The sequence below is a fragment of the Pseudonocardia sp. Ae331_Ps2 genome, from assembly GCF_001932405.1.
Classification (GTDB): Bacteria; Actinomycetota; Actinomycetes; order Mycobacteriales; family Pseudonocardiaceae; genus Pseudonocardia.
Genome location: NZ_MCIM01000001.1, coordinates 1,662,204 through 1,684,865, shown reverse-complemented (window position 1 = coordinate 1,684,865; position 22,662 = coordinate 1,662,204). Strand labels below are relative to the sequence as shown.

The 22,662-nt window shown below is 74.1% G+C and carries 26 protein-coding genes and 1 riboswitch; of the genes, 15 read left to right on the top strand and 11 right to left on the bottom strand.

The annotated features are described in order from the left end of the window. Positions 1-148: 148 nt before the first annotated feature. Positions 149-610: a MarR family winged helix-turn-helix transcriptional regulator gene (locus tag Ae331Ps2_RS07945; RefSeq protein ID WP_043277153.1), complete on the bottom strand. Its 462-nt coding sequence runs from the start codon at positions 608-610 to the stop codon at positions 149-151. Between the two features lie 81 nt (positions 611-691). Here Ae331Ps2_RS07945 and Ae331Ps2_RS07940 point away from each other — a divergent pair, with 81 nt between their 5' ends. From Ae331Ps2_RS07940 to Ae331Ps2_RS07930, 3 genes are read left to right on the top strand one after another with little or no spacing between them, the layout of a single operon-like run. Then, positions 692-1,816 (top strand): LLM class flavin-dependent oxidoreductase, encoded by a 1,125-nt coding sequence (locus Ae331Ps2_RS07940; RefSeq protein ID WP_020622882.1) that lies wholly within the window; start codon positions 692-694, stop codon positions 1,814-1,816. Continuing rightward, positions 1,816-2,427 carry a CE1759 family FMN reductase gene (locus tag Ae331Ps2_RS07935; protein WP_075309768.1) on the top strand — a complete coding sequence of 204 codons (612 nt, stop codon included), beginning with the start codon at positions 1,816-1,818 and terminating at the stop codon, positions 2,425-2,427. The genes Ae331Ps2_RS07940 and Ae331Ps2_RS07935 overlap by 1 nt, the downstream gene beginning before the upstream one ends. Positions 2,428-2,432: 5 nt before the next feature. Further along, positions 2,433-2,978: a VOC family protein gene (locus tag Ae331Ps2_RS07930; RefSeq protein ID WP_020622880.1), complete on the top strand. Its 546-nt coding sequence runs from the start codon at positions 2,433-2,435 to the stop codon at positions 2,976-2,978. Positions 2,979-3,023: 45 nt separating this feature from the next. On the opposite strand, the gene Ae331Ps2_RS07925 is transcribed toward Ae331Ps2_RS07930, so the two are convergent. Next, a complete protein-coding gene (locus Ae331Ps2_RS07925; RefSeq protein WP_051050082.1) occupies positions 3,024-3,608 on the bottom strand; it encodes a hypothetical protein in 585 nt (194 codons plus the stop codon). A 108-nt stretch (positions 3,609-3,716) separates the two neighbouring features. Between Ae331Ps2_RS07925 and Ae331Ps2_RS07920 the strand changes: the two genes are divergently transcribed. Next, entirely contained in the window at positions 3,717-4,550 is an 834-nt protein-coding gene (locus tag Ae331Ps2_RS07920) for an alpha/beta fold hydrolase (RefSeq protein ID WP_075309770.1), read from the top strand. 65 nt (positions 4,551-4,615) lie between these two features. Here Ae331Ps2_RS07920 and Ae331Ps2_RS07915 read toward each other — a convergent pair whose 3' ends face one another. From Ae331Ps2_RS07915 to Ae331Ps2_RS07900, 4 genes are all read right to left on the bottom strand, one after another. Then, entirely contained in the window at positions 4,616-5,782 is a 1,167-nt protein-coding gene (locus Ae331Ps2_RS07915) for a hypothetical protein (protein ID WP_075309772.1), read from the bottom strand. Between the two features lie 120 nt (positions 5,783-5,902). Further along, positions 5,903-6,877: an NAD(P)-dependent oxidoreductase gene (locus Ae331Ps2_RS07910; RefSeq protein WP_075309774.1), complete on the bottom strand. Its 975-nt coding sequence runs from the start codon at positions 6,875-6,877 to the stop codon at positions 5,903-5,905. Positions 6,878-6,894: 17 nt separating this feature from the next. After that, a complete protein-coding gene (locus tag Ae331Ps2_RS07905) occupies positions 6,895-8,685 on the bottom strand; it encodes a choline/carnitine O-acyltransferase (RefSeq protein WP_075309776.1) in 1,791 nt (596 codons plus the stop codon). Continuing rightward, entirely contained in the window at positions 8,685-9,554 is an 870-nt protein-coding gene (locus Ae331Ps2_RS07900) for an arpA protein (protein ID WP_075309778.1), read from the bottom strand. The genes Ae331Ps2_RS07905 and Ae331Ps2_RS07900 overlap by 1 nt, the downstream gene beginning before the upstream one ends. A gap of 204 nt (positions 9,555-9,758) precedes the next feature. On the opposite strand from Ae331Ps2_RS07900, the gene tatA reads away from it, so the two are divergent. Both tatA and Ae331Ps2_RS07890 read left to right on the top strand, forming a co-directional pair. Beyond that, a complete protein-coding gene (gene tatA / locus Ae331Ps2_RS07895) occupies positions 9,759-10,034 on the top strand; it encodes a Sec-independent protein translocase subunit TatA (protein ID WP_233147675.1) in 276 nt (91 codons plus the stop codon). Positions 10,035-10,054: 20 nt separating this feature from the next. Further along, the gene (locus Ae331Ps2_RS07890) at positions 10,055-10,795 is read left to right on the top strand and encodes an SDR family oxidoreductase (RefSeq protein WP_075309782.1); all 741 of its coding nucleotides are present in this window, start codon (positions 10,055-10,057) and stop codon (positions 10,793-10,795) included. Between the two features lie 115 nt (positions 10,796-10,910). On the opposite strand, the gene Ae331Ps2_RS07885 is transcribed toward Ae331Ps2_RS07890, so the two are convergent. Beyond that, a complete protein-coding gene (locus tag Ae331Ps2_RS07885) occupies positions 10,911-11,219 on the bottom strand; it encodes a hypothetical protein (RefSeq protein ID WP_139318902.1) in 309 nt (102 codons plus the stop codon). A gap of 325 nt (positions 11,220-11,544) precedes the next feature. Here Ae331Ps2_RS07885 and ectA point away from each other — a divergent pair, with 325 nt between their 5' ends. From ectA to thpD, 4 genes are all read left to right on the top strand, one after another. Then, a complete protein-coding gene (gene ectA / locus Ae331Ps2_RS07880) occupies positions 11,545-12,147 on the top strand; it encodes a diaminobutyrate acetyltransferase (RefSeq protein WP_083695334.1) in 603 nt (200 codons plus the stop codon). Continuing rightward, a complete protein-coding gene (gene ectB, locus Ae331Ps2_RS07875) occupies positions 12,144-13,397 on the top strand; it encodes a diaminobutyrate--2-oxoglutarate transaminase (RefSeq protein WP_020625167.1) in 1,254 nt (417 codons plus the stop codon). Before ectA ends, ectB begins: the two co-directional genes overlap by 4 nt. Positions 13,398-13,404: 7 nt before the next feature. Beyond that, positions 13,405-13,800, top strand: coding sequence for an ectoine synthase (locus Ae331Ps2_RS07870; protein ID WP_020625166.1), 396 nt, complete (start codon positions 13,405-13,407; stop codon positions 13,798-13,800). A 126-nt stretch (positions 13,801-13,926) separates the two neighbouring features. Further along, a complete protein-coding gene (gene thpD, locus Ae331Ps2_RS07865; protein ID WP_075309784.1) occupies positions 13,927-14,850 on the top strand; it encodes an ectoine hydroxylase in 924 nt (307 codons plus the stop codon). Positions 14,851-14,914: 64 nt separating this feature from the next. On the opposite strand, the gene Ae331Ps2_RS07860 is transcribed toward thpD, so the two are convergent. Next, positions 14,915-15,715: an SGNH/GDSL hydrolase family protein gene (locus tag Ae331Ps2_RS07860; RefSeq protein ID WP_075329821.1), complete on the bottom strand. Its 801-nt coding sequence runs from the start codon at positions 15,713-15,715 to the stop codon at positions 14,915-14,917. 155 nt (positions 15,716-15,870) lie between these two features. Between Ae331Ps2_RS07860 and Ae331Ps2_RS07855 the strand changes: the two genes are divergently transcribed. Both Ae331Ps2_RS07855 and Ae331Ps2_RS07850 read left to right on the top strand, forming a co-directional pair. Then, on the top strand, positions 15,871-16,539 hold the full coding sequence (locus Ae331Ps2_RS07855; protein ID WP_020625163.1) for a DUF3159 domain-containing protein: 669 nt from the start codon (positions 15,871-15,873) through the stop codon (positions 16,537-16,539). Between the two features lie 440 nt (positions 16,540-16,979). Further along, positions 16,980-18,044 carry a hypothetical protein gene (locus Ae331Ps2_RS07850; protein ID WP_175582024.1) on the top strand — a complete coding sequence of 355 codons (1,065 nt, stop codon included), beginning with the start codon at positions 16,980-16,982 and terminating at the stop codon, positions 18,042-18,044. 53 nt (positions 18,045-18,097) lie between these two features. On the opposite strand, the gene thiE is transcribed toward Ae331Ps2_RS07850, so the two are convergent. Then, the gene (gene thiE, locus Ae331Ps2_RS07845) at positions 18,098-18,790 is read right to left on the bottom strand and encodes a thiamine phosphate synthase (RefSeq protein ID WP_075309790.1); all 693 of its coding nucleotides are present in this window, start codon (positions 18,788-18,790) and stop codon (positions 18,098-18,100) included. A gap of 39 nt (positions 18,791-18,829) precedes the next feature. Further along, positions 18,830-18,939, top strand: a riboswitch (TPP riboswitch). Between thiE and thiO the strand changes: the two genes are divergently transcribed. The 3 genes from thiO (at position 18,936) to Ae331Ps2_RS07830 (ending at position 21,081) form a co-directional block, all read left to right on the top strand. After that, entirely contained in the window at positions 18,936-20,108 is a 1,173-nt protein-coding gene (gene thiO, locus Ae331Ps2_RS07840) for a glycine oxidase ThiO (RefSeq protein ID WP_075309792.1), read from the top strand. (Overlaps the previous riboswitch by 4 nt.) Then, a complete protein-coding gene (gene thiS / locus Ae331Ps2_RS07835) occupies positions 20,108-20,308 on the top strand; it encodes a sulfur carrier protein ThiS (RefSeq protein WP_075309794.1) in 201 nt (66 codons plus the stop codon). The genes thiO and thiS overlap by 1 nt, the downstream gene beginning before the upstream one ends. A gap of 2 nt (positions 20,309-20,310) precedes the next feature. Next, positions 20,311-21,081, top strand: a complete 771-nt coding sequence (locus Ae331Ps2_RS07830; RefSeq protein ID WP_043277356.1) for a thiazole synthase — start codon at positions 20,311-20,313, stop codon at positions 21,079-21,081. A 36-nt stretch (positions 21,082-21,117) separates the two neighbouring features. Here Ae331Ps2_RS07830 and Ae331Ps2_RS07825 read toward each other — a convergent pair whose 3' ends face one another. Both Ae331Ps2_RS07825 and Ae331Ps2_RS07820 read right to left on the bottom strand, forming a co-directional pair. Beyond that, entirely contained in the window at positions 21,118-21,639 is a 522-nt protein-coding gene (locus Ae331Ps2_RS07825; RefSeq protein ID WP_075309798.1) for a gamma carbonic anhydrase family protein, read from the bottom strand. A gap of 194 nt (positions 21,640-21,833) precedes the next feature. Then, positions 21,834-22,457 (bottom strand): hypothetical protein, encoded by a 624-nt coding sequence (locus Ae331Ps2_RS07820; protein WP_075309800.1) that lies wholly within the window; start codon positions 22,455-22,457, stop codon positions 21,834-21,836. Positions 22,458-22,662 lie beyond the last annotated feature (205 nt).

Sequence of the window (22,662 nt, the reverse complement as noted above, 5' to 3'; positions counted from 1 at the left end):
GACGGCCCGTACCGGTGACGCCGGTGCGGGCCGTCGTGCGTTCCGCGGAACGCGGTGTCACGCCCTCGGTCCGCGTTCCGCGGAACGCGGTGGGCGGATGTCCCGGGGGCGCGGCCGCGGACCGGGACCGGCCGGTGTCGCGGGCCGGTCAGGCGGGGGCCCGGCCGTCGAGCCGGGCCTGCACGGCGGCGGTGATCCGGGCGAGCGCGGTCACGTCGTCGTCGGAGAGGGCGTCGAAGACCAGCTCCCGCACGGTCTCCACGTGCCCGGGCGCCGCGGCCTCGATCGCCGCCCGGCCCGCCCCGGTGAGCACGACGTAGTTGCCGCGGCCGTCGTCGTCGCACTCCTCGCGGGCGACCAGGCCGCGCTTCTGCATCCGCGCGAGGTGGTGCGACAGCCGGCTCTTCTCCCAGTCCAGCAGGCCCGCCAGCTCCATCGCGCGGCACCGCTCGTCGGGCCGGTCGGTCAGCGCGACGAGCACGTCGAAGTCCGCGAGCGAGAGCCCCGAGTCCGCCTGCAGCCGCCGGTGCAGCTCGGCGTGCAACCGCGCCTGCATCCGGAGCAGCCCTCGCCAGGCCGCCTGTTCGCGCTCGTCCAGCCACCGTGTCACGGCTGCAGGGTACCGGAATAGTTGACGCGTCATCCATGTTGGCGCAGGATGTAGATGACGGATCAACTACTGGAGGAAGCCGTGCAGTTCGGAGTCTTCTCGGTCAGCGACATCACGCCGGACCCGACGACCGGCGCCACCCCGACCGAGGCGCAGCGCATTCAGGACGTCCTGACCATCGCCCGGCACGCCGAGCAGGTCGGTCTCGACGTCTTCGCCCTCGGCGAGCACCACAACCCGCCGTTCTTCTCCTCGTCGCCGACGACCACGCTCGGCTACCTCGCGGGTGTCACCAGCACCCTGCAGCTGTCCACCGCGACCACGCTGATCACCACGAACGACCCGGTGAAGATCGCCGAGGACTTCGCGATGTTGCAGCACGTGGCCGGCGGGCGCGTCGACCTGACGCTCGGGCGCGGCAACACCGGCCCGGTCTACCCGTGGTTCGGCCAGGACATCCGGCAGGGGATCAACCTCGCGATCGAGAACTACGCACTGCTCCGGAAGCTCTGGGACACCGAGGTCGTCGACTGGGAGGGGCGCTTCCGCACCCCGCTGCAGGGCTTCACCTCGACCCCGCGCCCGCTCGACGGCGTCGCGCCGTTCGTCTGGCACGGCTCGATCCGCAGCCCCGAGATCGCCGAGCAGGCCGCGTACTACGGCGACGGCTTCTTCCACAACCACATCTTCTGGCCCGCGTCGCACACCAAGCGGATGGTCGAGTTCTACCGGAAGCGCTGGGAGCACCACGGTCACGGACCGGCCGACCGCGCGATCGTCGGCCTCGGTGGACAGGTGTTCATGCGTCGCAACAGCCAGGACGCGGTGCGGGAGTTCCGGCCCTACTTCGACAACGCCCCGGTCTACGGGCACGGGCCCTCGCTGGAGGACTTCACCCGTGAGACCCCGCTGACCGTCGGCAGCCCGCAGCAGGTCATCGAGCGCACCCTCGGTTTCCGCGAGTACGTCGGCGACTACCAGCGCCAGCTGTTCCTCATCGACCACGCGGGCCTGCCGCTGAAGACCGTGCTGGAGCAGCTCGACCTGCTGGGCGAGGAGGTCGTGCCGGTGCTGCGCAAGGAGTTCGCCGCGCTGCGTGCGCCCGGGGTCCCGGACGCGCCGACCCACGCCTCGCTGGTCGCCGCCCGCGACGCCGCCGCCCGCACGCAGGAGAAGAGCACGCAGGAGAAGCAGGAGGTCGCGTGATGACCACACGCAGGATCGTCGTGCTCAGCGCCGGGTTGTCGACGCCGTCGTCGACCCGGCTGCTGGCCGACCGGCTCGCCGCCGCGGTCACGACCGCCCTGGCCGACCGGGGCGAGCAGACCGAGGTGCAGGTCGTGGAGCTGCGCGAGCACGCCCGCGACCTCGCCGACCACCTGGTCGCCGGCTTCCCGAACACCGCGCTGGCGCCGGTGCTGGAGTCCGTGGCCGCCGCGGACGCGGTCGTCGCCGTGACGCCGATCTTCTCGGCGTCCTACAGCGGCCTGTTCAAGACCTTCGTCGACGTGCTGGACCGCGACGCGCTCACCGGCACCCCGGTGCTGCTCGCCGCGACCGGCGGCACGGCGCGGCACTCGCTGGCACTCGAGCACGCGATGCGCCCGCTGTTCGCGTACCTGCGGGCGGCGACCGTGCCGACCGCGGTGTTCGCCGCGCCCGAGGACTGGGGTGCGACCGAGGTGGGCACCACACTGGAGAGCCGCGTCGAGCGGGCCGCCGGTGAGCTGGCGGCCGCCGTCGCGGCCCGGCCCGCCGCCACCCGCACCGACGTCTTCGACGACGTCCCCGACTTCACCGCACTGCTGAAGGGTTGACCACGATGACCGAGACCAGCACCTCCACCGACACCTCGACCCCGACCGGCACCCCGACCGGCACCGACACCGCGGCCCTCGACGCCGCACGCGACCGGATCCGCGCCGCCCACCTGAAGCCGGCGGGACAGCGGCCGACCTCGACCGCCCGCGGACTGCACCACACCGCCCTGGTCAGCTCGGACGTCGAGCGGACCGTGCGCTTCTACCAGGACGTGCTGGGCTTCCCGCTCACCGAGCTGATCGAGAACCGGGACTACCCCGGCTCCTCGCACTTCTTCTTCGACATCGGCAACGGGAACCTGCTCGCGTTCTTCGACTTCCCGGGCCTCGACGTCGGCCCCTACGCCGAGGTCCTCGGCGGGCTGCACCACATGGCGATCAGCGTCGAGCCGCAGCGCTGGGACGAGCTGGTCGCCCGGCTCACCGAGGCCGGGGTGGAGCACGAGGTGCACTCGGGCGTCTCGGTCTACTTCCGCGACCCCGACGGCGCCCGCATCGAACTCATCGCCGACCCGCTGGGGGAGATGTACGGCCAGCACGTGCTCTGACACCTGCTCCGACACCTGCTCAGTCGCGTGCGCGGGCGGGTCGCGTCACCGGCGCACGCTGACGTGGACGTGGTCGAAGTGCCCGCCGGTGGCGTCGGCGGGGTCGTAGACCCCGCCGCCGTCGTAGGGCCTGCCCCAGTTCTCCCGGCCCTCGCCGGAGTCCCCGGTGCCGCGGTACCAGATCCGGCCCTGCCAGATCACGTACCGGACCCGCAGCTCGGAGGCGTTCTCGCGCAGCCAGGTCGCGACCGCCCAGCCGTCCTCCAGGTCCTGCCCGGCGGGGAAGTCGCCGTAGCCGGCCGGGAACGCGTCGCACGCCCGTCCGGCGGGGTGGTCGCTCGACGGGTTCCACGCATGCTCCGACCAGCAGGTGATCGCCCGTACCGGTGCCGACGGGCCGGGCTCGCCGAACCGCTCGACGAGGGCGTCGTGCAGGCGCAGCGCGGACGGGGTGAGGCAGCCCGACGTCGTCGGGTCGGGTTGGTCGCACTGCTCCGGCGGGGGCGGGTCGACCAGGTCGCGCAGGTCGTCGGCGGTGAACCCGCGGCTCCCGGCGAACCACACGAGCCCGCCGACGAGCAGGGCCAGCACGAGGAGCACACCCAGAGCGGGGGCGATGCGGGTCTTCACAGGGGGTTTCGTCCGTTCCGTCGGAGTCGGTTCCAGCCTACGGCGGTGACACCGGCCCGTGCGGCGGCCAGGATCGGCGGGGCACGTCCACCGAGCAGGGGAGCCGCCATGTCGACCGCCGTCAGCACCGACCTGCTCGACCGGCCGGGTGCCCGCATCACCTTCGACGTGCGCGGCTCCGGCCCGCTGCTCGTCCTGGCCGGGTCGCCGATGGGCGCCGGACCGTTCGGGCCGCTGGCGTCGCTGTTCGCCGACGACCACACCGTCGTCACGTTCGATCCGCGCGGTACCGGTCGCAGCGTCGTCGAGGACCCGGACGCCGACTCCCCGGTGGCGGTGCGCGCCGCCGACCTCGCCGCGCTCGTCGAGCACCTCGGCGGAGGCCCGGCGACGGTGTTCGGGTCCAGCGGAGGGGCGGTCGTGGCACTCGCGCTCGCCCAGGAGCGCCCGGATCTCGTCGGGACCGTCGTCGCGCACGAACCGCCGCTGGAGGAGCTGCTGCCCGACGCCGACGAGCGCCGGACCGCCACCGACGAGATCGTCCGCACCTACCGGGAACACGGCCCTGCCGCGGCCTGGGGGCTCTTCCTGGCCTCCGCCGGACTGCCGGCCGTGGCACCCGAGGAGGTGCCCGAACGCACCGCCCTGCCCGCGGCGGGCGACGACGCGACCGCCCGGCAGACCGCCGACGAGCGGCACTTCTTCCTGCACGAGATGCGCGAGACCGTGCGGTGGGCCCCCGACCTGGACCGGCTGCGCCACGCCCGGATCGCCGTCGGGATCGGCGACGCCTCGGCCGGGCAGCTGTGCGACCTGACCTCGCGGGCCCTCGCGGCCGGGCTGGGCCGCCCACCGGAGACGTTCCCGGGCGGACACGTCGGGTTCGTCGAGGACGCGTCGGCGTTCGCGCGACGGCTGTGGGAGGTCCTGTCCCGCGCCTGACAGCGGCTACGTCGCTTGCACCGACCCCACCGCCGTCGACCCACGGTCGGGCACGACGGACGACCTCAGTTCCCGAACGGGGTGCCGCCCCCGAACAGCGGCGAGGTGCCCAGCGCCCCGCGGAGCTCCAGGAACGCCACGAGCCCGTAGACCGCACCGGCCAGGAACACCAGACAGGACAGCGACACCAGCACGTAGGTGACGACCCGCAGCACGGTGAGCGCGGTCCCGTCCCGGGCCACGGTCACCGGGGCCGGCACGGCCGCCGCGGTCGCCGGGCGGCGCGTCGTGGTGACCGGACCGGTCGCCTCGACGCCCGGTCCCGCCGGTGCGGCCGCCCGGGCCGGGGGACCGGTCCGCTCGGCGAGCCCGGCCCGGGCCGGGTCGGCGGTCCGGGCGGACGCGCCGAAGCGGGCCGCGGCGGCCTCGGCCACCGTCGCCGGACGACGCCCGCCGGACTCCGACGGGGACCGCGGCACCGGAACGGCCCCGGCCCCCGTCCCTGCCCCGGTCCCGACGGCGGTGCGCTCGGCGACCGCGGTGCCGCCCGTCTCCCCGTGGACGGGGCGCTCGTCCCCGCCGTACGCGGCGGCCGAGGCAGCGGTTGGCGCCGCGGTCGGCGCGGCGTCGTCCCAGTTCGTGTCGTCCCAGTTCGTGTCGTGCGGGCCCGCATCGTGGCGGTCCGCATCGTGCCGGGCGGTGTCGTCCTGCTCCGAGGCGGCCGGGTAGGGCGGGCCGCCGTCGATCGAGGTCCCGCCGCGGGACTCGGGGTCGCCGTACTCGCCGTAGGCGGCCCGGGCCGGGGTGGCCGGCTCCTCGGGCATGCGGTGCGCGGCCCGGGCGTACGCGTCGTACCCGCCGTCGTACCCGCCGTCATCGGGGCCGTCACCGCTCGTCTGCGACCCGCCGGCCTGCACGGGGGCGCCGTAGCCCTCGTAACGCATCGGTGCGGCGTACCCGCCGCGCCCGACGGTCGGCTGCGGCCCGGTCCCGCCGTACAGCTCGCCGAAGCCCTCCGGGTCGGTGGGTGTCGCCCGTTCCACCGGCCGCGAGGACCGCAGGTCCGGGTAGCCGCCGCCCTGGTAGGAGTCCTCCCGGTAGGAGTCCCCCTGGTAGGAGTCCTCGGGGAACTCGTGGTCGTCGAACCCGTGCCGCGGCCGCGGCGACGGCCGTGCGCGGTCGGCGTCGGCACCGCGTGGGCCGGGGCTGGGTCGGTGCTGCGGGCCGGTCATGGCAGGACCTCCGGGGTACGGCGTCACGGTCGGCGACACGTGCTGTGTCACGTCTACCGCCGGATGTACCCACGGCGTTAGCCCTGTCGACCTACAGTCACCCGGTCCGGCGAGGTGAAATCACCGGGTGTACACCCCGGTCGGGGAATCGTGGTATCCCTTCGCCCCGACGACGTCGGCCAGCGGACTGCGGGGCGGCCCGCCCTCTCGCACCCGCGCGACGACAGCGTCGACGTCCCAGATCGGGGTCCAGCCGAGCTCGGCGACCGCCCGGTCCGGGCAGTACACGCGGTCCACCGGCGGGACCGGCCGGCCGCGTTCGGCCAGCAGCGCGGCGAGCGCCGGGGCCCGCCGCTCCAGCACCGCGGCCGGGTCGTTGCCCAGCTCGGCGAGGTCGGACCGGCGGAACGGCGACGGCGCGCTGACCACGTAGCGGGCGAACCCGAGCTCGGGCGCCCGCCGGGCCGCGGCCAGGTGCGCGGACACGACGTCGGCGACGTCGACCCGCCGGTGGCAGAACTCCACCAGCTTGAGCGTGGTGTCGTCGTGGGCGGCGCGGACGTCGTCGCGGTCGTCGGCCTCGGGGAAGAACCGCGAGGTCCGCAGCACCACCACCGGCAGCCCCGGGTCCAGCGCGGCCAGCTCGCACAGGTCCTCGGCGGCGGTCTTGGTGGCTCCGTAGACGTTGCGGACCCGCGGCACCACGGTCTCGTCGATCCAGGTCGCGGGCCCGCCCGGTGCCGGGGCCAGCGCACGGCCGAACGCGCTGGTCGAGGACGTGAACACCACGCCCCGCACCCCCGCGGCGGCGGACTCCTCCAGCACCGCGAGGGTGCCCGACACGTTCGTGTCGACGAAGTCCTGCCTGCTGTGCGAGCCGACGTGCGGCTTGTGCAGCGTCGCGGTGTGCAGGACGTGGGTGACCCCCCGCAACGCCGACCGCAGGGCGTCGCGGTCGGTCAGCGACGCGACGACCGCGGTCCACGGCGAGGGCCGCCGGTCCAGGCCGACGACGGGCACCCCGTCACCGGTCAGGGTGCGGACCAGCGCCTCACCGAGGTGGCCGGAACTGCCGGTGACGAGAACACGTTCCACCCCACCAGTGAACCCGCTCAGGCAAGCAGGTTCCGCAGCTCGGTCACCGCCGCCCGCAGCTCCCTGGCGAACGCGTGCATCCCCTCGGCCTGGTCGGCCGGGGTGGACAGGTGCACGTGGAAGCGGTCGGGCAGCAGCACGTAGGCGACCCCGATGCAGCGCGAGCTGGTCGAGCCGAACCCGAAGTACCGGATGTTGTCCGACGGCGCCGAGCTGGTCGACAGCCAGTCGTCGCGCATGATCGTCCAGCCGGGGGAGTCGAACACCGCGAGCTGCTCGGTGACGCCCAGCTCCGCCCCGCGGCGACGCCGGATCCAGTCCAGCTCCCACAGGTGCTGCTCGGGTGCGTCGCCCTGCTGGCACTGCTTCGCGCGGGCCCCGTGGGCCGCGGCGGCGGCCCGGAAGGTCTCGACCTTGTCGGCGTCGGACGCCTGCGGGTCGCCCATCGTGTCGACGAACGCGACCATCTCGGGGGTGACGACCCGCATCGCCTCGGTGCGGCCGCGCCGGAACTGCCGGGTCGCGATCGACTCGTAGGTGGCGCCGGTGACGCCCTTGGCCCGCCGGTGCGCGACCTGGTAGCAGGCCTGCACGAAGGCGTCCGGGGAGCACTTGAGGGCCTTCGCGTCGTCCGCGCCGAAGTCGTCGAAGGCGACGAGCTCGGTGGCGGTGGCGTCGAGGAACGCGGCGAACTCGTCGTGCGCGCGGGAGACGGTGGCGCGCAGGTCGTCGTCGAGGACGAACCGCAGCTCGCCGTGCGGCGCAGTGCCCTGCGGGCGGGTCCCGATCCGCTCGGCGTGCACCTCGACCGGGTCGGCGAACATGGCGTCGACCAGGGTGAGCACGGTCGTGCCGTCGAGCTCGCAGTGCTCGATGTTGACCCCGGCGGTGCCGTCGGCGAGCACGACGATCGACAGCGCCTTGTCGAACCAGCGGTCGCCGGAGTCCCCCGCCAGCAGGGTCCGCGCGGCGGACTCCTCGTCGGCGGGGTCGGTCTCGTCCAGGCAGACCGCGAGCAGCGCCCGCTCCACCAGGTCGACGGCCTCGGCGTTGGCCGGGTCCAGCCCGGTCAGCCGGTCCCGCACCGCGGCCCACTCGGCCCGGGCCAGGGTGGTCAGCGCGCCGACCGCGTCGCCGGTGGCGGCCCGCTCGGGGTGGGCCTCGCGGATCTCCCGCAGCGCGTCCGCGATCTCCCCGGCGGTGTGCGCCGCCCCGTTCTCGCCGATCACGTCGAGGCGGTGGATCCGGCCGCGGTGCAGCACCACGACGTGCCGCTCGGTGGACGGACCCGGCCAGTCGTCGCTGTAGGGGGTGCGGACGGTGTCCTGCGGGTCGCCCGGGATGCGGGTGGTGGAGAAGATGTGGCGGCTCTGGTCCATCGACTGCGCCACGCCCCGGTTGACCAGCGGTGGGAACGTCCCGGCATCGAGGTCGGCCTTGTGTCCGAGGGCGGCCACGGTGAGCTGCGCGGCCCGCTCGCAGGGGTCGGTGGTGGTGCCCGGCCCGAACAGGAAGAAGAAGTTCGCGTTGAGCGCGATCCGGTCACGCCGGCCCAGGTAGCGCGACGGCCAGAACGCGTCCAGCCAGCTGTGGGCGCCGGCGTCGAAGCGTTCGAGGTCGGCCTGCAGCACCGACGCCGGGCCGCCCTCGACGAGCAGCTCGTGGGCGGCGGTCTCGGTGCGGGCGTACTCGTCCGGGGTGAGCAGCGGGGCGCACCACTCGAGGAAGCGTTCGGCCGAGGCGGACAGCGTCGGGAGCGGCACCTTCGGCAGGTCGTCGTCGGCCGCGAACGTGGTGGTCACGCCCATCAGTCCAGCAGCCCGTCGACGCGCACGGCGCGCGACCCCCCGTGTTCGGACAGTGTCCTCCCGAACAGCTGGCGGGTGCGGGCCGCGCTGCCGACCACCCCCGGGCGGGTGCTGTAGGAGAAGATCGCCGTGTGCCGGGCGGTCTCGCCGCGCACCTCGGTCACCCGGTGCAGTGAGTACCGGCCGCGGAACAGTTGCAGGTCACCGGGGCGCAGCACCAGCCGTCGGACCCGGGCGCCGCCCCTCCCGTGAAGGACTTCGGCGACGTCGGCGGTGTTCTCCGAGGTGGTGTCGCGGATGTCGGGGCAGTACTCGAAGACCCCGCCGGCCTCCGGCGCGCGGGTGAGCAGGCTGATCGCGATCTCGTTGGTGTCGAAGTGCCACGGGTGCGACCGGCCGTCGCCGACGACGTTGAGGCACAGCCCGGCCAGCGGGTCCGCCAGCTCGTGCAGCTCGGGCACGCCGGTGCAGGCGGCGAGGAACGCGCGGAACGCGGGCTGCGGGTAGAGGCGGTGGATCAGGGCGGCGGCCGGGATCCGGTCCCGCGCGACGAAGGCGTTGCCCCGCTCCATCCGCACCCGCGCCGGGTGGTCGGCGGGCAGTGTGGGGTCCGGGTCGGTGTTGTAGACGTTCACCACGGCGGTCTCGTGGTGCGCCAGCGGGGCGACCGCCTCGCCCTCGGTCCGCAGCCGGTCCCGCCACGACGCCCGGACGAACCCGGGGAGCACCGCGCAGCCGTCGGCGGCGAGCTGGGCACGGGCACGGCGGACCGCGTCCTCCCAGCCGGACGAGCCCGGTTCGTGCACCGGGTAGCGCGTCAGGTCGACCGGGTCGAGCTCCTGCGGGGCCGCGAGTGCGGACGGCTGCACGGATCAGCTCCTTCGTGCCCGGGCAGCACCGGTGCCGCCCGCGGTGTCACCGTCATCCAAACCCGATCGGTGTCGACGGATCAACGGTGAGTGACCGAATGATCAGATTCCGTGTGCCGTGGGAGGCTGTCCTTGCGAGAGGGAACCCCGGCGGAGGATGGTTCGTTGATTCCGTCGGCGAGCGAGGAGGCTGTCATGGGAGCTATGAGCCCCACCCACTGGTTGATCGTGCTGGTCGTGCTGGTCCTGCTGTTCGGCGCGAAGAAGCTCCCGGAGATGGCGCGGTCGGTCGGTCGGTCCAGCCGGATCCTGAAGAGCGAGATGCGCGGCCTGCGCGACGACGACGAGCGCCCGGGGGAGATCGGCCCCGGCGGCGCGACCCGGGCCGACACCGAGGTCCGTGACCCCGGCAACCGGCAGCCGGGGGCGGCGGAGGCCACCGCCCGTCCCGAGCCCGGCCCCGAGACCCACCGGGCCTGACGCCGCAGGACGGACGACGCATGACGGTGCTCGTGACGGGGGCCAGCCGGGGGGTCGGCGCGGCCACCGCCCGGCTGCTGGCCGCACGCGGCCAGGACGTCCTGGTCGGGCACCGGGCCTCGCCGGAGGACGCCGCGGCCGTCGTCGCGGAGTGCCGGGCGGCCGGGGTGAACGCTGCCGCGGTCGCCGCGGACGTCACCCGCACCGAGGGCGTCGAGCAGCTGTTCGACGCGGCGGCGGCCCTGCCGTCGCCGCTGACCGGGGTGGTCGCGAACGCCGGCGGTGCCCCCTCGCGGCAGCGCCTGGAGGACATGAGCGACGCCCGGATCGACGAGGTCGTCGCGCTGAACCTGCGCGCGGCACTGCTCTGCTCGCGCGAGGCGGTGCACCGCATGTCCACCCGCTACGGCGGGGCCGGCGGGGTGCTCGTGCACGTCACCTCCCGCGCGGCGGTGCTCGGCTCGCCCGGCGAGTGGAACGACTACGCGGCCGCGAAGGCCGGGGTCGAGGCGCTCGTCGTCGGGCTCGCGAAGGAGGTCGCCGCGGACGGGATCCGGGTGGCGGCCGTCCGGCCGGGCCTGCTCGACACCGACTTCCAGGCCAGGGCCGGCGAGCCGGGGCGGATCGAGCGCATGGCGCCGTCGATCCCGATGGGCCGGGCCGGTCACCCCGACGAGGTGGCGACGGCGATCGCCTGGCTCCTGTCCGACGAGGCCAGCTACGTCACCGGCGCGGTGCTGGACGTGTCCGGCGGGCGCTGACCGGCGGGCCGGGAACCCCGCGTCGGCCCGGCGTCGGCGGGTCCACCGGCGCGGGTCGGGGCCCGGCCGGCGGTAGGGGAACGGACCGGCTGTGGACGGCGGTCGGCGGCGGCGCTCAGGAGGCGGCGCGGGCCGAGCGCCCGAAGCCGATCCGTCCGCGGCGGCGGGCACGACGCCCGGCCCCGGAGGTCTCGGCGCACAGCAGGCATCCGTCCCCGGGCGGTGAGGCCAGCGACGCCGGCAGCACCACGTGCCCGCAGAGCGCGGTGCAGTGGCCGGTCCCGGCGGCGAGCGAGTCGGCCAGGACCGCCTGCGCCACGACGTGGCTGCGGCTGTCCCGGGCGCAGGTGACCGTGACGGTCTGCCTCTCGTCCGGTGCGGTCACCACGGCCACGGGGCGCGTACTGGCGGGTGTCACCGACACGACAGCTCCTCCGGGCACGGTTCGACGGAGTAGCCATCGTCACCCCACAGCGGTGCAGATGCAAGTGCATCCGCACGATTGGCCGAACGCGCGGCCGGGTGGTGGCGCAGCGTGGTGAGCGCCACGTCCGAGACCTCCGGCCGCCCCGGGCCGGGTCCCGAAACCGATCGGACGGACCGGTGATCACGGTGTCTTCCAGGGCGGACACCGGGTGTCGCGGCGTCAGCGCCCATTGTGGCACCGATCACGTGGATCACGGCTCCGGGGGTCGCCGCCCGTCGTCAGCGGCTGCATCGAGCGCCCGACGGCACTAACCTCGCCAGTCATGACCGCTCCCGAACAGGCTCCTCCTCGGGCGTCCACGGTTCCGGACGGAGACGCCGCGACCGGCGCATCCGGCCCGGCGGCCGACGCCGACGGTGACCATACGTACGAGATCGGCTCCCCGGTCCCGGCGGACGGGGTGGACATGTGGCGGCTGGCGGTGGAGTCGCGGACGCTGGACGTGAACTCCCGCTACGCCTACATCCTGTGGTGTCGCGACTTCGCGCGCACCTCGGTCATCGCCCGGCGCGACGACGGCCGTGCCGTCGGATACGTGACCGGCTACCTGCGCCCGGAGAACGGCGCCCTGTTCATCTGGCAGGTGTGCGTCGACCCGGTGGCACGCGGGGCGGGCCTCGCCGGTCGGATGCTGGACGCCGTCTGGGAGCAGGCGGTCGCCGTGGGCGGCACCGAGCGGATGGAGACCACCATCACGCCGGACAACGCCTCGTCGATCCGGCTGTTCACCAAGTTCGCCGAGCGCCACGACACCACCATCGAGCGGGAGGACCTGTTCGGTCCCGATCTGCTCGGTGACTCCCACGAGCCGGAGAACCTCTATCTCATCGGCCCGATCGCAGCAGACAAGGGTGAGAACACATGACCGTTTTCGAGGATCTCGAGTCCCAGGTCCGCAGCTACTGCCGCAACTGGCCCGTCGTCTTCGACACGGCGAAGGGGAGCCGTCTGACCGACGTCGACGGCAACTCCTACCTCGACTTCTTCGGCGGCGCGGGCGCGCTGAACTACGGGCACAACCCCGAGGTGCTGAAGAAGCCGCTCATCGAGTACCTGACGCGCGACGGCATCACCCACGGCCTGGACATGTACACCTCGGCCAAGGGCGAGTTCCTCACCACCTTCGAGGAGATCATCCTCAAGCCGCGGAACCTGCAGTACAAGGTGCAGTTCCCCGGCCCGACCGGCGCCAACGCCGTCGAGTCCGCGCTGAAGCTCGCCCGCAAGATCAGCGGTCGCGAGGCACTGATCAACTTCACCAACGCGTTCCACGGCATGACGCTGGGCGCGCTGTCGGTGACCGGCAACTCGATGAAGCGCGGTGGCGCGGGCATCCCGCTGGTCCACTCGACGCCGATGCCGTTCGACAACTACTTCGACGGCAAGATGCCCGACTTCCTGTGGTTCGAGAAGGTCCTCGACGACACGGGATCCAGCCTCAACGAGCCGGCCGCGGTCATCGTCGAGACCGTGCAGGGCGAGGGCGGGCTCAACCCGGCCCGTATCGAGTGGCTGCAGGGGCTGCGCGACCTGTGCACCCGCAAGGGCATCCTGATGATCGTCGACGACGTGCAGATGGGCTGCGGCCGGACCGGTCCGTTCTTCTCGTTCGAGATCGCCGGCATCCAGCCCGACATCGTCACGATCTCCAAGTCCATCTCCGGCTACGGCCTGCCGATGGCACTCGTGCTGATCAAGCCGGAGTACGACCAGTGGGGCCCCGGCGAGCACAACGGCACCTTCCGCGGCAACAACCCCGCGTTCGTCACCGCCACGCACACGCTGCGCAACTGGTGGACCGACGACACGCTGGAGAAGGAGACGCTGCGCAAGGGCGAGAAGGTCGAGGAGGCCTTCAACAAGATCATCGGTGACAACCAGGGCACCGAGATGTTCACCAAGGGCCGTGGGATGGCGCGGGGCATCCAGTTCGAGGGGGAGGGGCTCGCCGAGAAGGTGGCCTCGAAGGCCTTCGAGCACCGCCTGCTGCTGGAGACCGCCGGTCCGAACGACGAGGTCCTCAAGCTGCTGGCGCCGCTCACGACCACCGACGACGAGCTCGACGAGGGTCTTGCGATCATCGGCGAGTCCGTCCGCACCGTCATCGGGAGCTGATACCCACATGATCGTCCGCACCATCGACGAGATCACCGGAACCGATCGGGACGTCGAGTCCGAGAACGGCCAGTGGCGCAGCAAGCGGATCGTGCTGGCCAACGACAAGGTCGGTTTCTCGGTCCACGAGACCACCCTGCAGGCCGGGACGATCAACGACTTCTGGTACGCGAACCACATCGAGGCCGTCTTCATCACCGAGGGCGAGGGCGAGCTGTACGACAAGGACAACGACGTCACGTACCAGCTCAAGCCGGGCTCGATCTACGTGCTGAGCGGCCACGAGAAGCACCAGCTCCGTCCGAAGACCACCATCAAGTGCGTGTGCGTCTTCAACCCGCCGGTCACCGGCCGGGAGGTGCACGACGAGAACGGCGTGTACCCGCTGGTCACGGAGGACTGAACCTCCGTTCCGAGATCACACCGCGAGGGGTGTTTCCGCTGTGTTACAGCGGGAACGCCCCTCGCGGTCGTTCATACGACACCCGTTCGAAGGGAACCGAACCGACAGCGACTCACAGGAGGGTCCATGACCGCACTGGTCGGCAACGAACCGCGTCTCGTGCGCGCCGCGGGTGACCGCTACCCGACGCGCGTCTCGAACACACCGGTCTTCATCGACCGCGCCGAGCCCACCGTCTGGAGCGACCGGGCGAGCGCGGGCATGTTCGGCGCCCAGGAGCTGGAGGCGCACGAGCGCGACGGTTTCGTGCAGGTGCCGGGCCTGCTGACGGCCGAGGAGGTCGCGGAGTACCAGGCCGAGCTGGACCGGCTCGCCGCCGACCCACAGGTGCGCGCCGACGAGCGCTGCATCGTCGAGAAGTCCTCCGACGAGGTCCGCTCGATCTTCGAGGTCCACCGGATCTCGGAGGCGATCGGCCGGCTGGTGCGCGACGAGCGGGTGCTCTCGCGGGCCCGCCAGATCCTCGGCTCCGACGTCTACGTCCACCAGAGCCGGATCAACTACAAGCCCGGCTTCGGCGGCGGTGGGTTCTACTGGCACTCGGACTTCGAGACCTGGCACGCCGAGGACGGCATGCCGGGCCCGCGTGCGGTCAGCTGCTCGATCTCGCTGACCGACAATCACCCGTTCAACGGCTGCCTCATGATCATGCCCGGATCGCACCGGACCTTCGTGTCCTGCGTGGGCGAGACGCCGGAGGACTACTACCGGACGTCGCTGAAGGAGCAGAAGATCGGCACGCCCGACGCACGGTCGATCGCCAAGCTCGCCGAGCGGCACGGCATCACGATGATGACCGGCGACGCGGGCGGGGCGACGTTCTTCGACTCCAACTGCATGCACGGCTCCGGCGACAACATCACGCCGTACCCGCGGTCGAACATCTTCCTGGTGTTCAACAGCGTCGAGAACGCGTGCGTCGCGCCGTTCTCGGCACCGCGGCCGCGGCCGTCCTACATCGCGGCCCGGGACCACACCCCGGTCCGCTGAGCGGCCCACCGCGCACCGCGACGTCGTCGTCCCGCGGGAGCACCGCGGGACGACGACGTACGGCTCAGGCGTCCTGCAGCGGAGCCAGCTGAGGACGCTTGGCGTGGTAGTCGTCCCAGGTGCTGGTGCCGCGCAGGCGCCGGCGCAGGAACGGCATCACGTGCTGGGTGACCCACCGCAGGTCCTCGGCCTGCCGGGCGGTCCACGGCGCGGGCTCGACGGCCGGCTCCGGCCACGGGCCGCGCCAGTCCGGCGCGTCCTCGCCGAGCGTCTCCAGCACCCGCCAGGCGACCCGCTCGTGCGCGTGCGGCACCAGGTGCAGCCGGTCCGGGCCCCAGGCCCGCGGGTCGGCGAGGCAGTCCATGGCCCACAGGTCGACGACGCGGCAGCCGTGCCGCTCGGCGGCGGCCCGCATGTCCTCGTTGTAGCAGGCGATCCGGCCCCGCAGCCTGCGGATGAGCGGGTGCATCCGGCGTAGGTCGAAGCCGGTGAAGATGAGCACCTCGGCCCCGGTGGCGACCAGCCTGCCGAGCGCGGCGTCGAAGCGGGCGGCGAGGTCGTCGACGTCGCAGCTCCAGCCGATGATGTCGTTGCCGCCGGCGCAGAAGGTGATCAGGTCGGGGCGCATCGCCGCGGCGCCCGGGATCTGCTCGTCGACGATCTGGTCCAGCACCTTCCCGCGCACCGCCAGGTTGGCGTAGCCGAAGCCGGGGCGGCGCTCGGCGAGGATCTCGGCGACGCGGTCGGCCCAGCCGCGTGCCCTGCCGTCCGGGGTCAGGTCGTCGAGGCCCTCGGTGAAGCTGTCCCCGATCGCGACGAAGCTCCGGTGCCGTGCGCGCCCCTGATCGTGTCGCTGCGTGGCCATCGACACCGCCCCCTCCCGGTTCCGTGATCCTGATCCGTGCCCATCTGTTGTTCACCGCAACGACGTGCGGCGTTACAGCGATGATCACCCTCTCCGGGCCCGTACGCCAATCGGATCCGTCGACCTGCGGCCCGAGATAGGGCACCCTTAGTCAGGTGACACCCGATCCCGCTTCCCGCACCGCGCCCCGGGAGGACCCGCGGCTGGCCGAGCTGCTCGGCGGCCGGGCCGGTGCCGTCGACGCCTCGGTCCCGGTCGTCGCGTTCGTGCTCGCCTGGGTGGCGGCGAACGCCGCGGGGTCGCTGTTCCCGATCAACTGGGGCGCCGGCGCGGCGATCGTCGCCGGGGCCGGGGTGGCCGCATGGCGGCTGTACCGGGGGCGGCGGCCGCGCGCGGTGCTGTTCGGGCTGGCCGGGGTCGTCGTCGCGGCCGCGATCGCGCTGATCACCGGGCGCGCGTCGGACTTCTTCCTGGTCCAGATCGTGTCCAACGTCGGCAGCGCCCTGGCCTGGGCGATCTCGATCGTGGTGCGCTGGCCGCTGCTGGGGGTGGTGGTCGGCGGACTGCTGGGGCAGCGGACCCGGTGGCGGCGCGACCCGGACCTGCTGCGCGGGTACCAGCGGGCGTCCTGGGCGTGGGTGGCGCAGTACGTCGTGCGGCTGTCGGTGTTCCTCCCGTTGTGGGCGGCCGACCAGGTGGTGCTGCTGGGCGTCGCGCGGACGGTGCTGAGCCCGCTGCTGGTCGGGCTGAGCGTGCTCGTGTCGTGGCCGTTGCTGCGTACGGCGCTGCCGGCCGATCACCCGGGCATTCGTCACCCCCGGTGACGCTGTCCGACAACCGGTGACGGTAGAATCGTGATCTTCCCGTGATCTTTGCGCGATCGTGTGAAGGTCACCACATCGGGTGATCGTCCGGCGCAGTCGCTGCGTCCCCGGACGTTCCCCCGGCGGCGATCCGCCTGCACCGACGATCACTGCAAGGAGCCATGCCACACCAGCGCCCCCCGGAGCCCGGCTCCGGCGACGCCCCCCGTGGCGTCCCCGGCCCGGCCCGTCCCCCCGCCCAGTCGTCCGCTCCCCGACCCGGCACCGGTCGTCCGGTGGCCTCTCCCGACGCCCCGCGGCTGCCCCGGCAGCGCACGGCGCACCCGTCCCGTACGCACGGTGGACGGGGCCCGCAGCCGCCGTCGGACATCACCCGCGGCCGGACCACGCAGACCCCGCCCGGCGCCCGTCCGGTGAGCCCGGTCGTGCCAGGGCCGGGCGTGCCTGTCGGGACGCCGCCCGGCGGGCGTCCGCGCACCCGGGTGCTGCCGCCCGCGTCGGACACGACCCGCGCGGCCGGTCCCGGCGGTCCGGTGGGGCCGGTCGGGGGCGGACCGAACGGTCCCGGTGGGTCCGGGGGCTCCGGCGGGTCCGGTGACGGCTCCGGGGACGCTTCGTCGGACACCACGAAGGCGAGCGGGCTCAAGGCCGACCTCAGCCCGACGAAGATCGCGGCCGGCGCCGGGGCTGCGATCGTCACGGCAGTGCTCGGCTCGTTCCTCGGCGCGGTCGGCACGGTGATCGGCGCGGCGCTCGGCTCGATCATCTCGACGCTGGCCACCACGCTGTTCACGCGCTCGCTCGAGGTCAGCAAGGACAAGGCCCTCGAGCTGAAGGAGAAGGCGACCCGGCGGGGCAAGGGCGTCGCCGAGGGCACCGCGGCCGCCGCGCAGGACGGCGCCGGCCGCAGCATCGCCGGGCCCACCGGCGAGGAGACGGTGCTCCTGGACCCGTGGCAGACGCCCGGCGGCACCACCCGCGCCGCCGGAACGGGCCACGGCCGGTTCCGCCGGGTGCGGGTCACCCGCAAGACGGTCGTCGTGTCCGCGGTGCTCGGCGTCGTCACCTTCGCCGTGTCGATGTTCCTGATCTCCGGCATCGAGTTCGTGAAGGGCTCGTCGCTGTCCGGCTCCTCCGGCACCTCGGTGAGCAACGTCGTCCGCGGCGGTGCGCCTCCGGCCCAGCAGGAGAACGACCGGGGCGAGGGCTCCGGGGGCGACTCGTCGACGTCGTCGTCGAGCTCGACCTCCACCGAGGAGTCGGGGACCAGCACGTCGGAGTCGACGACCAGCACCCGCGACCGGGACTCCGGTCAGGACGGCTCGGGCTCGTCGAACCCGCTGCAGGACGGGCTGAACCGGGTCCTGCCGACCCAGCAGCCGGGCTCCGGGCAGGATTCCGGCGGCCAGAACTCCGGCGGCCAGAACTCCGGCGGCCAGAACTCCGGCGGCCAGAACTCCGGCGGCCAGAACTCGGGCGACCAGGGCTCGGGCACGCAGAACTGACCGGCGTCCCGCGGCGCCGTCAGCCGGCGTCGCGGGATCGACGCGGTCGGGCCTCAGACCAGCCGGGCCCGCAGCGCCGCCGCGGCCGCACGCGGGTCCTCGGCCTCGGTGATCGCCCGGACCACGACGATCCGGTCGGCGCCGGCGTCGAGGACCTCGTCCAGTCGGTCGCCGTCGATGCCCCCGATCGCGAACCACGGCCGCGCCGGGGCGCGCCCGGCGACCGTGCGGACCAGGTCCAGGCCGGGCGCCGGGCGTCCCGGCTTGGTCGGGGTGGGCCAGCAGGGACCGACGCAGAAGTAGTCCACGCCGTCCTCGTCGGCGGCGGTCAGGGTCTCCTCGGGGCTGTGCGAGGACCGGCCGACGAGCACGTCGTCGCCGACGACCCGGCGTGCCCACGGCACCGGCAGGTCGTCCTGGCCGAGGTGGAGCACGTCGGCGCCCGCGGCGAGCGCGACGTCGGCGCGGTCGTTCACCGCGAGCAGCGCGCCGTGCCGGCGGCAGGCGTCGGCGAGCACCTCCAGGGCGGCGAGCTCGGCGCGTGCCTCCAGCGGTCCGTCGGGCCCGCCCTTGTCCCGCAGCTGGACGATGTCGACCCCGCCGGCGAGCGCGGCGTCGGCGAACTCCGCCAGGTCACCACGCGCAGTGCGGGCGTCGGTGCACAGGTAGAGGCGGGCGTCGGTGAGGGCGTCGAGCCGGGCGCGACGGGTGTCGCGGGTGCCGGGGCGGGTATCAGTGTCGGACACGGCTCGCAGGCTACGGCGTAGCCTGTGCCCCGGACGACGACGAACCACGGGAGCCCGGGCAGCGGGCTGAGAGGGGACCCGCGACGCGGTCCCGACCGTCGAACCTGATCCGGGTCATGCCGGCGCAGGGAGTGAGGTGGATCCGATGAGCGCGAGTGCCGGACGGCTGGTCGTCGCGGGGGCGGGCGCGGTCGGCCTGTCCCTCGCCCGCGCGGCGGCCCGCGACGGCTGGTCGGTGACCGTGTTCGACCCGGCCCCCGGTCGCGGCGCGTCCTGGGTGGCCGGCGGGATGCTCGCCCCGGTCACCGAGGCCTGGCCCGGTGAGGAGGACCTGCTCGCCCTCGGGCTGGACTCGGTCGCCCGCTGGCCGGAGTTCGCCGCGGCCCTGTCCGCCGACGCCGGCACCGACGCCGGGCTGCACCCGGAGGGCACCGTCGTCGCCGCGACCGGGTCGGGCGACCGCGCCGAGCTGACCGCGCTCGCGGACTACCTGGAGTCCCTCGGCCGCGACGTGCGCCGGCTGACCGGCCGCGAGCTGCGCCGGCTCGAACCCGCGCTGGGCCCCGAGGTCCGCGGCGGCCTGTCGGTGCCCGACGACCCCTCGGTGGACAACCGGCGGTTGCTCGCCGCACTGGCGACCGCGGCGGAGCGGGCCGGGGTCGTGGTCTCCGACCGGGGGGTCGCGCGCGTGCTCGACGACGGCGCCCGCGTCACCGGCGTGCGCCTCGCGGACGGGGCCACGGTCGCGGCGGACGCGGTCGTCGTCGCCGCGGGGGCGCACTCGTCGTCGCTGCACCCGGTGCTCGACGGGCTGGTGCGCCCGGTGAAGGGCGAGATCCTGCGGCTGACCCGGCGCGCCGGGGCGCTGCCGCCGCCGTCGCGGACGGTGCGGGCGCTCGTCGACGGGCGGGCGGTCTACGCCGTGCCGCGGACGCTGCCCGGGTACGGCGACCTCGTCGTCGGCGCGACGACGGCGGAGAACGGCTTCGACACCGACGTCACCGTCGGCGGGGTGCGCGACCTGCTGCGCGACGCCGAGCGGATCCTGCCCGGGATCGCCGAGTACGCGCTCACCGAGACCGCCGCCGGGCTGCGGCCCGGCAGCCGGGACAACCTGCCGCTGATCGGGCGGACCGGGCCCGACGGGCTGATCGTCGCCACCGGGCACGGCCGCAACGGGATGCTGCTGGTGCCGGTGACCGCGGTGGCCGTGGCGGCGCTGCTGCGCGGCGACGACGTGCCCGAAGCGGTCCGCGCCGCGGACCCGCGACGGTTCGTCCCGGCCGCCGCCGGGGTGCGCGAGGAGGGGAACCACTGATGTTGATCGTGCTGAACGGCGAGCACCGCGAGGTCGACGCCGACGCCGACCTCGCCCGGATCCTGGCCGAGGCCGGGCTGCCGGAGCGGGGGATCGCCGTCGCCGTCGACGGGGAGGTCGTGCCGCGCACGTCGTGGGCCGGGCACCGTCCCGGCGTCGGCGCGCGCGTGGAGGTCCTGACCGCGGTGCAAGGAGGATGAGCATGGCTGTGCAGACCGACAAGCTCGCCTTCGGCGACCACCTCTTCGACTCGCGGCTGGTGATGGGCACCGGCGGGGCGGCGAACCTGGAGATCCTGGAGCGGGCGCTGGTCGCGTCCGGCACCGAGCTGACCACGGTGGCGCTGCGCCGGGTCGACGTCGCGGGCGGGACCGGGCTGCTGGACCTGCTGCGCCGCCTCGGGATCGCGGTGCTGCCGAACACCGCGGGCTGCCGCACCGCGGCCGAGGCGGTGCTCACGGCGCGGATGGCCCGCGAGGCGCTGGAGACCGACCTGGTGAAGCTGGAGGTCGTCGCGGACGACACGACCCTGCTGCCCGACCCGGTCGAGCTCCTCGACGCCGCCGAGCAGCTCGTCGACGACGGCTTCACCGTGCTGCCCTACACCAACGACGACCCGATCCTCGCCCGTCGCCTGGAGCAGGTCGGGTGCGCCGCGGTGATGCCGCTCGGCTCCCCGATCGGCACCGGGCTCGGCATCCGCAACCCGCACAACATCGAGATGATCGTGGCCGCCGCGGGCGTGCCGGTCGTGCTCGACGCCGGGATCGGCACCGCCTCGGAGGCCGCGCTGGCGATGGAGCTGGGCTGCGACGCCGTCCTGCTCGCCACCGCCGTCACCCGCGCCGCCGACCCGGAGCGGATGGCGCGCGCGATGCGACGGGGCGTGGAGGCGGGGTGGGACGCCCGGCACGCCGGCCGGATCCCGCGCCGCTACCGGGCCCAGGCGAGCTCGCCCGACGTCGAGGGCTGAGGGCCCGGAGCGTTCCGCGGAACGCGCGGGGGCGGCTCAGGCGGGGGTGACGCCGTCGGCGTGCCGCCGGGCCAGGGCGCGGTAGAAGTCCGGGTTGGTCCGCACCCACCAGCGGGCCTGCTCGGTCAGCTCGCCGCGCTCCTTCGCCGCGGAGCCGAGCATCAGCCGGTCGGCGGGCAGCTCGGAGTTCGGCGTGACCGTCGACCCGGCGGCGACCATCGCACCCTCGCCGATCCGGGCACCGTCCTGCACGGTGCTGCCGTTCCCGACGACCGCCCGCGCCCCGATCACGGCACCGTGCACCACGCACAGGTGCCCGATCGTGGCGCCCTCGCCGATCTCGGTGACCGGGTCGTCGCCGCCGTGGAGCACCGACCCGTCCTGCACGTTGGCGCCGGCACGCACGACGATGGGCCCCAGGTCGGCGCGCAGCACGGCGTTGTACCAGATCGAGGCACCCTCCTCGACGCGCACGTCCCCGACGAGCGTCGCGGTCGGGGCGACGAAGGCGTCCGGGTGCACGGTGGGGGAGAGGCCCTCCAGGGCGAACAGCGGCATGGTCGACAGCGTCGCACCCCGCTCCGTGGTTCTCCCGGCGCCGCGGCCGGCACCGCAGCCGTGTCGCCGCCCTGCCGTGTCGCCCGCCGTCCTGCCGCCTCGACACGGCCGGTCTCGCCACGCCGCCGTCTCGTCACGCTGCCGTCGATCTGCCGGCGTGTCGCCAGCTCTGTCCCCGCTTCTTCAGCCGCCGGTCATCGCCCTGTCGTCGGCCGGTCGTGGACGCGGGTGTGCAGGCCGAGGTCGGACAGTTCCAGCGCGGCCAACGCCGCCACGACGGCGGGGTCCCCGGACCGCCACGCAGCCGCCGGGTCCGGCGCGACCCGGACCAGCCGCGACACCGGCACCCGCGACAGCGCCCGCAGGGCCAGTAGATCCGGGGCGGCGGCGCGCGCGGCGACGGCGGCGCCGGCCCGCCGGGCGTAGCGCAGTCGCAGCGGGAGCCAGCCGAGCAGCACCGGCAGCAGCATCACCAGCGGGACGACGACCAGCGCCCCGGTCGCGAGAGCGTCGACGGCGCCCCCGAACTGCCGCCCCGCGGCGACGAGCTCTGTGCCCGCCCCCGCGGCCGGATCCAGCGCGCGGGCCAGGTCGGACCCGATGAACGGGACCGCACCGACCGCTCCGGCGACCCCGGTGAAGGCGTCGGAGACCCGACCGCCCGCGACGACCAGCGAGTCACCGGGCCCACGCAGCGCGGACAACCCGTCGTGCACGGCCACGCCGGCGGTGACGGCGAGGACCGTCCACAGCACGGCGACGAGGTCGGCGACGACCTGTCGGGCGATCCGGTCGGGGCGTTCGGCGTACCAGCGCATCGGTCCTGTCTACCGGTCCTGCCCGCCGGCCCTGTCCCCCGAGGCCGGAAACCGGTCGTCGTCGCGGCCTGCCCGTGCGCCGCCGGGCCGGTGGACCGCTCGCTCGCCCTCGGCCGCGCCTCCTGGGACGACGTGCCCCGCTGCACGCCCGGAGCCCCGACGCCCCCGACCGCGACCGTGACCGTGACCCCCGAGTGGAACCACG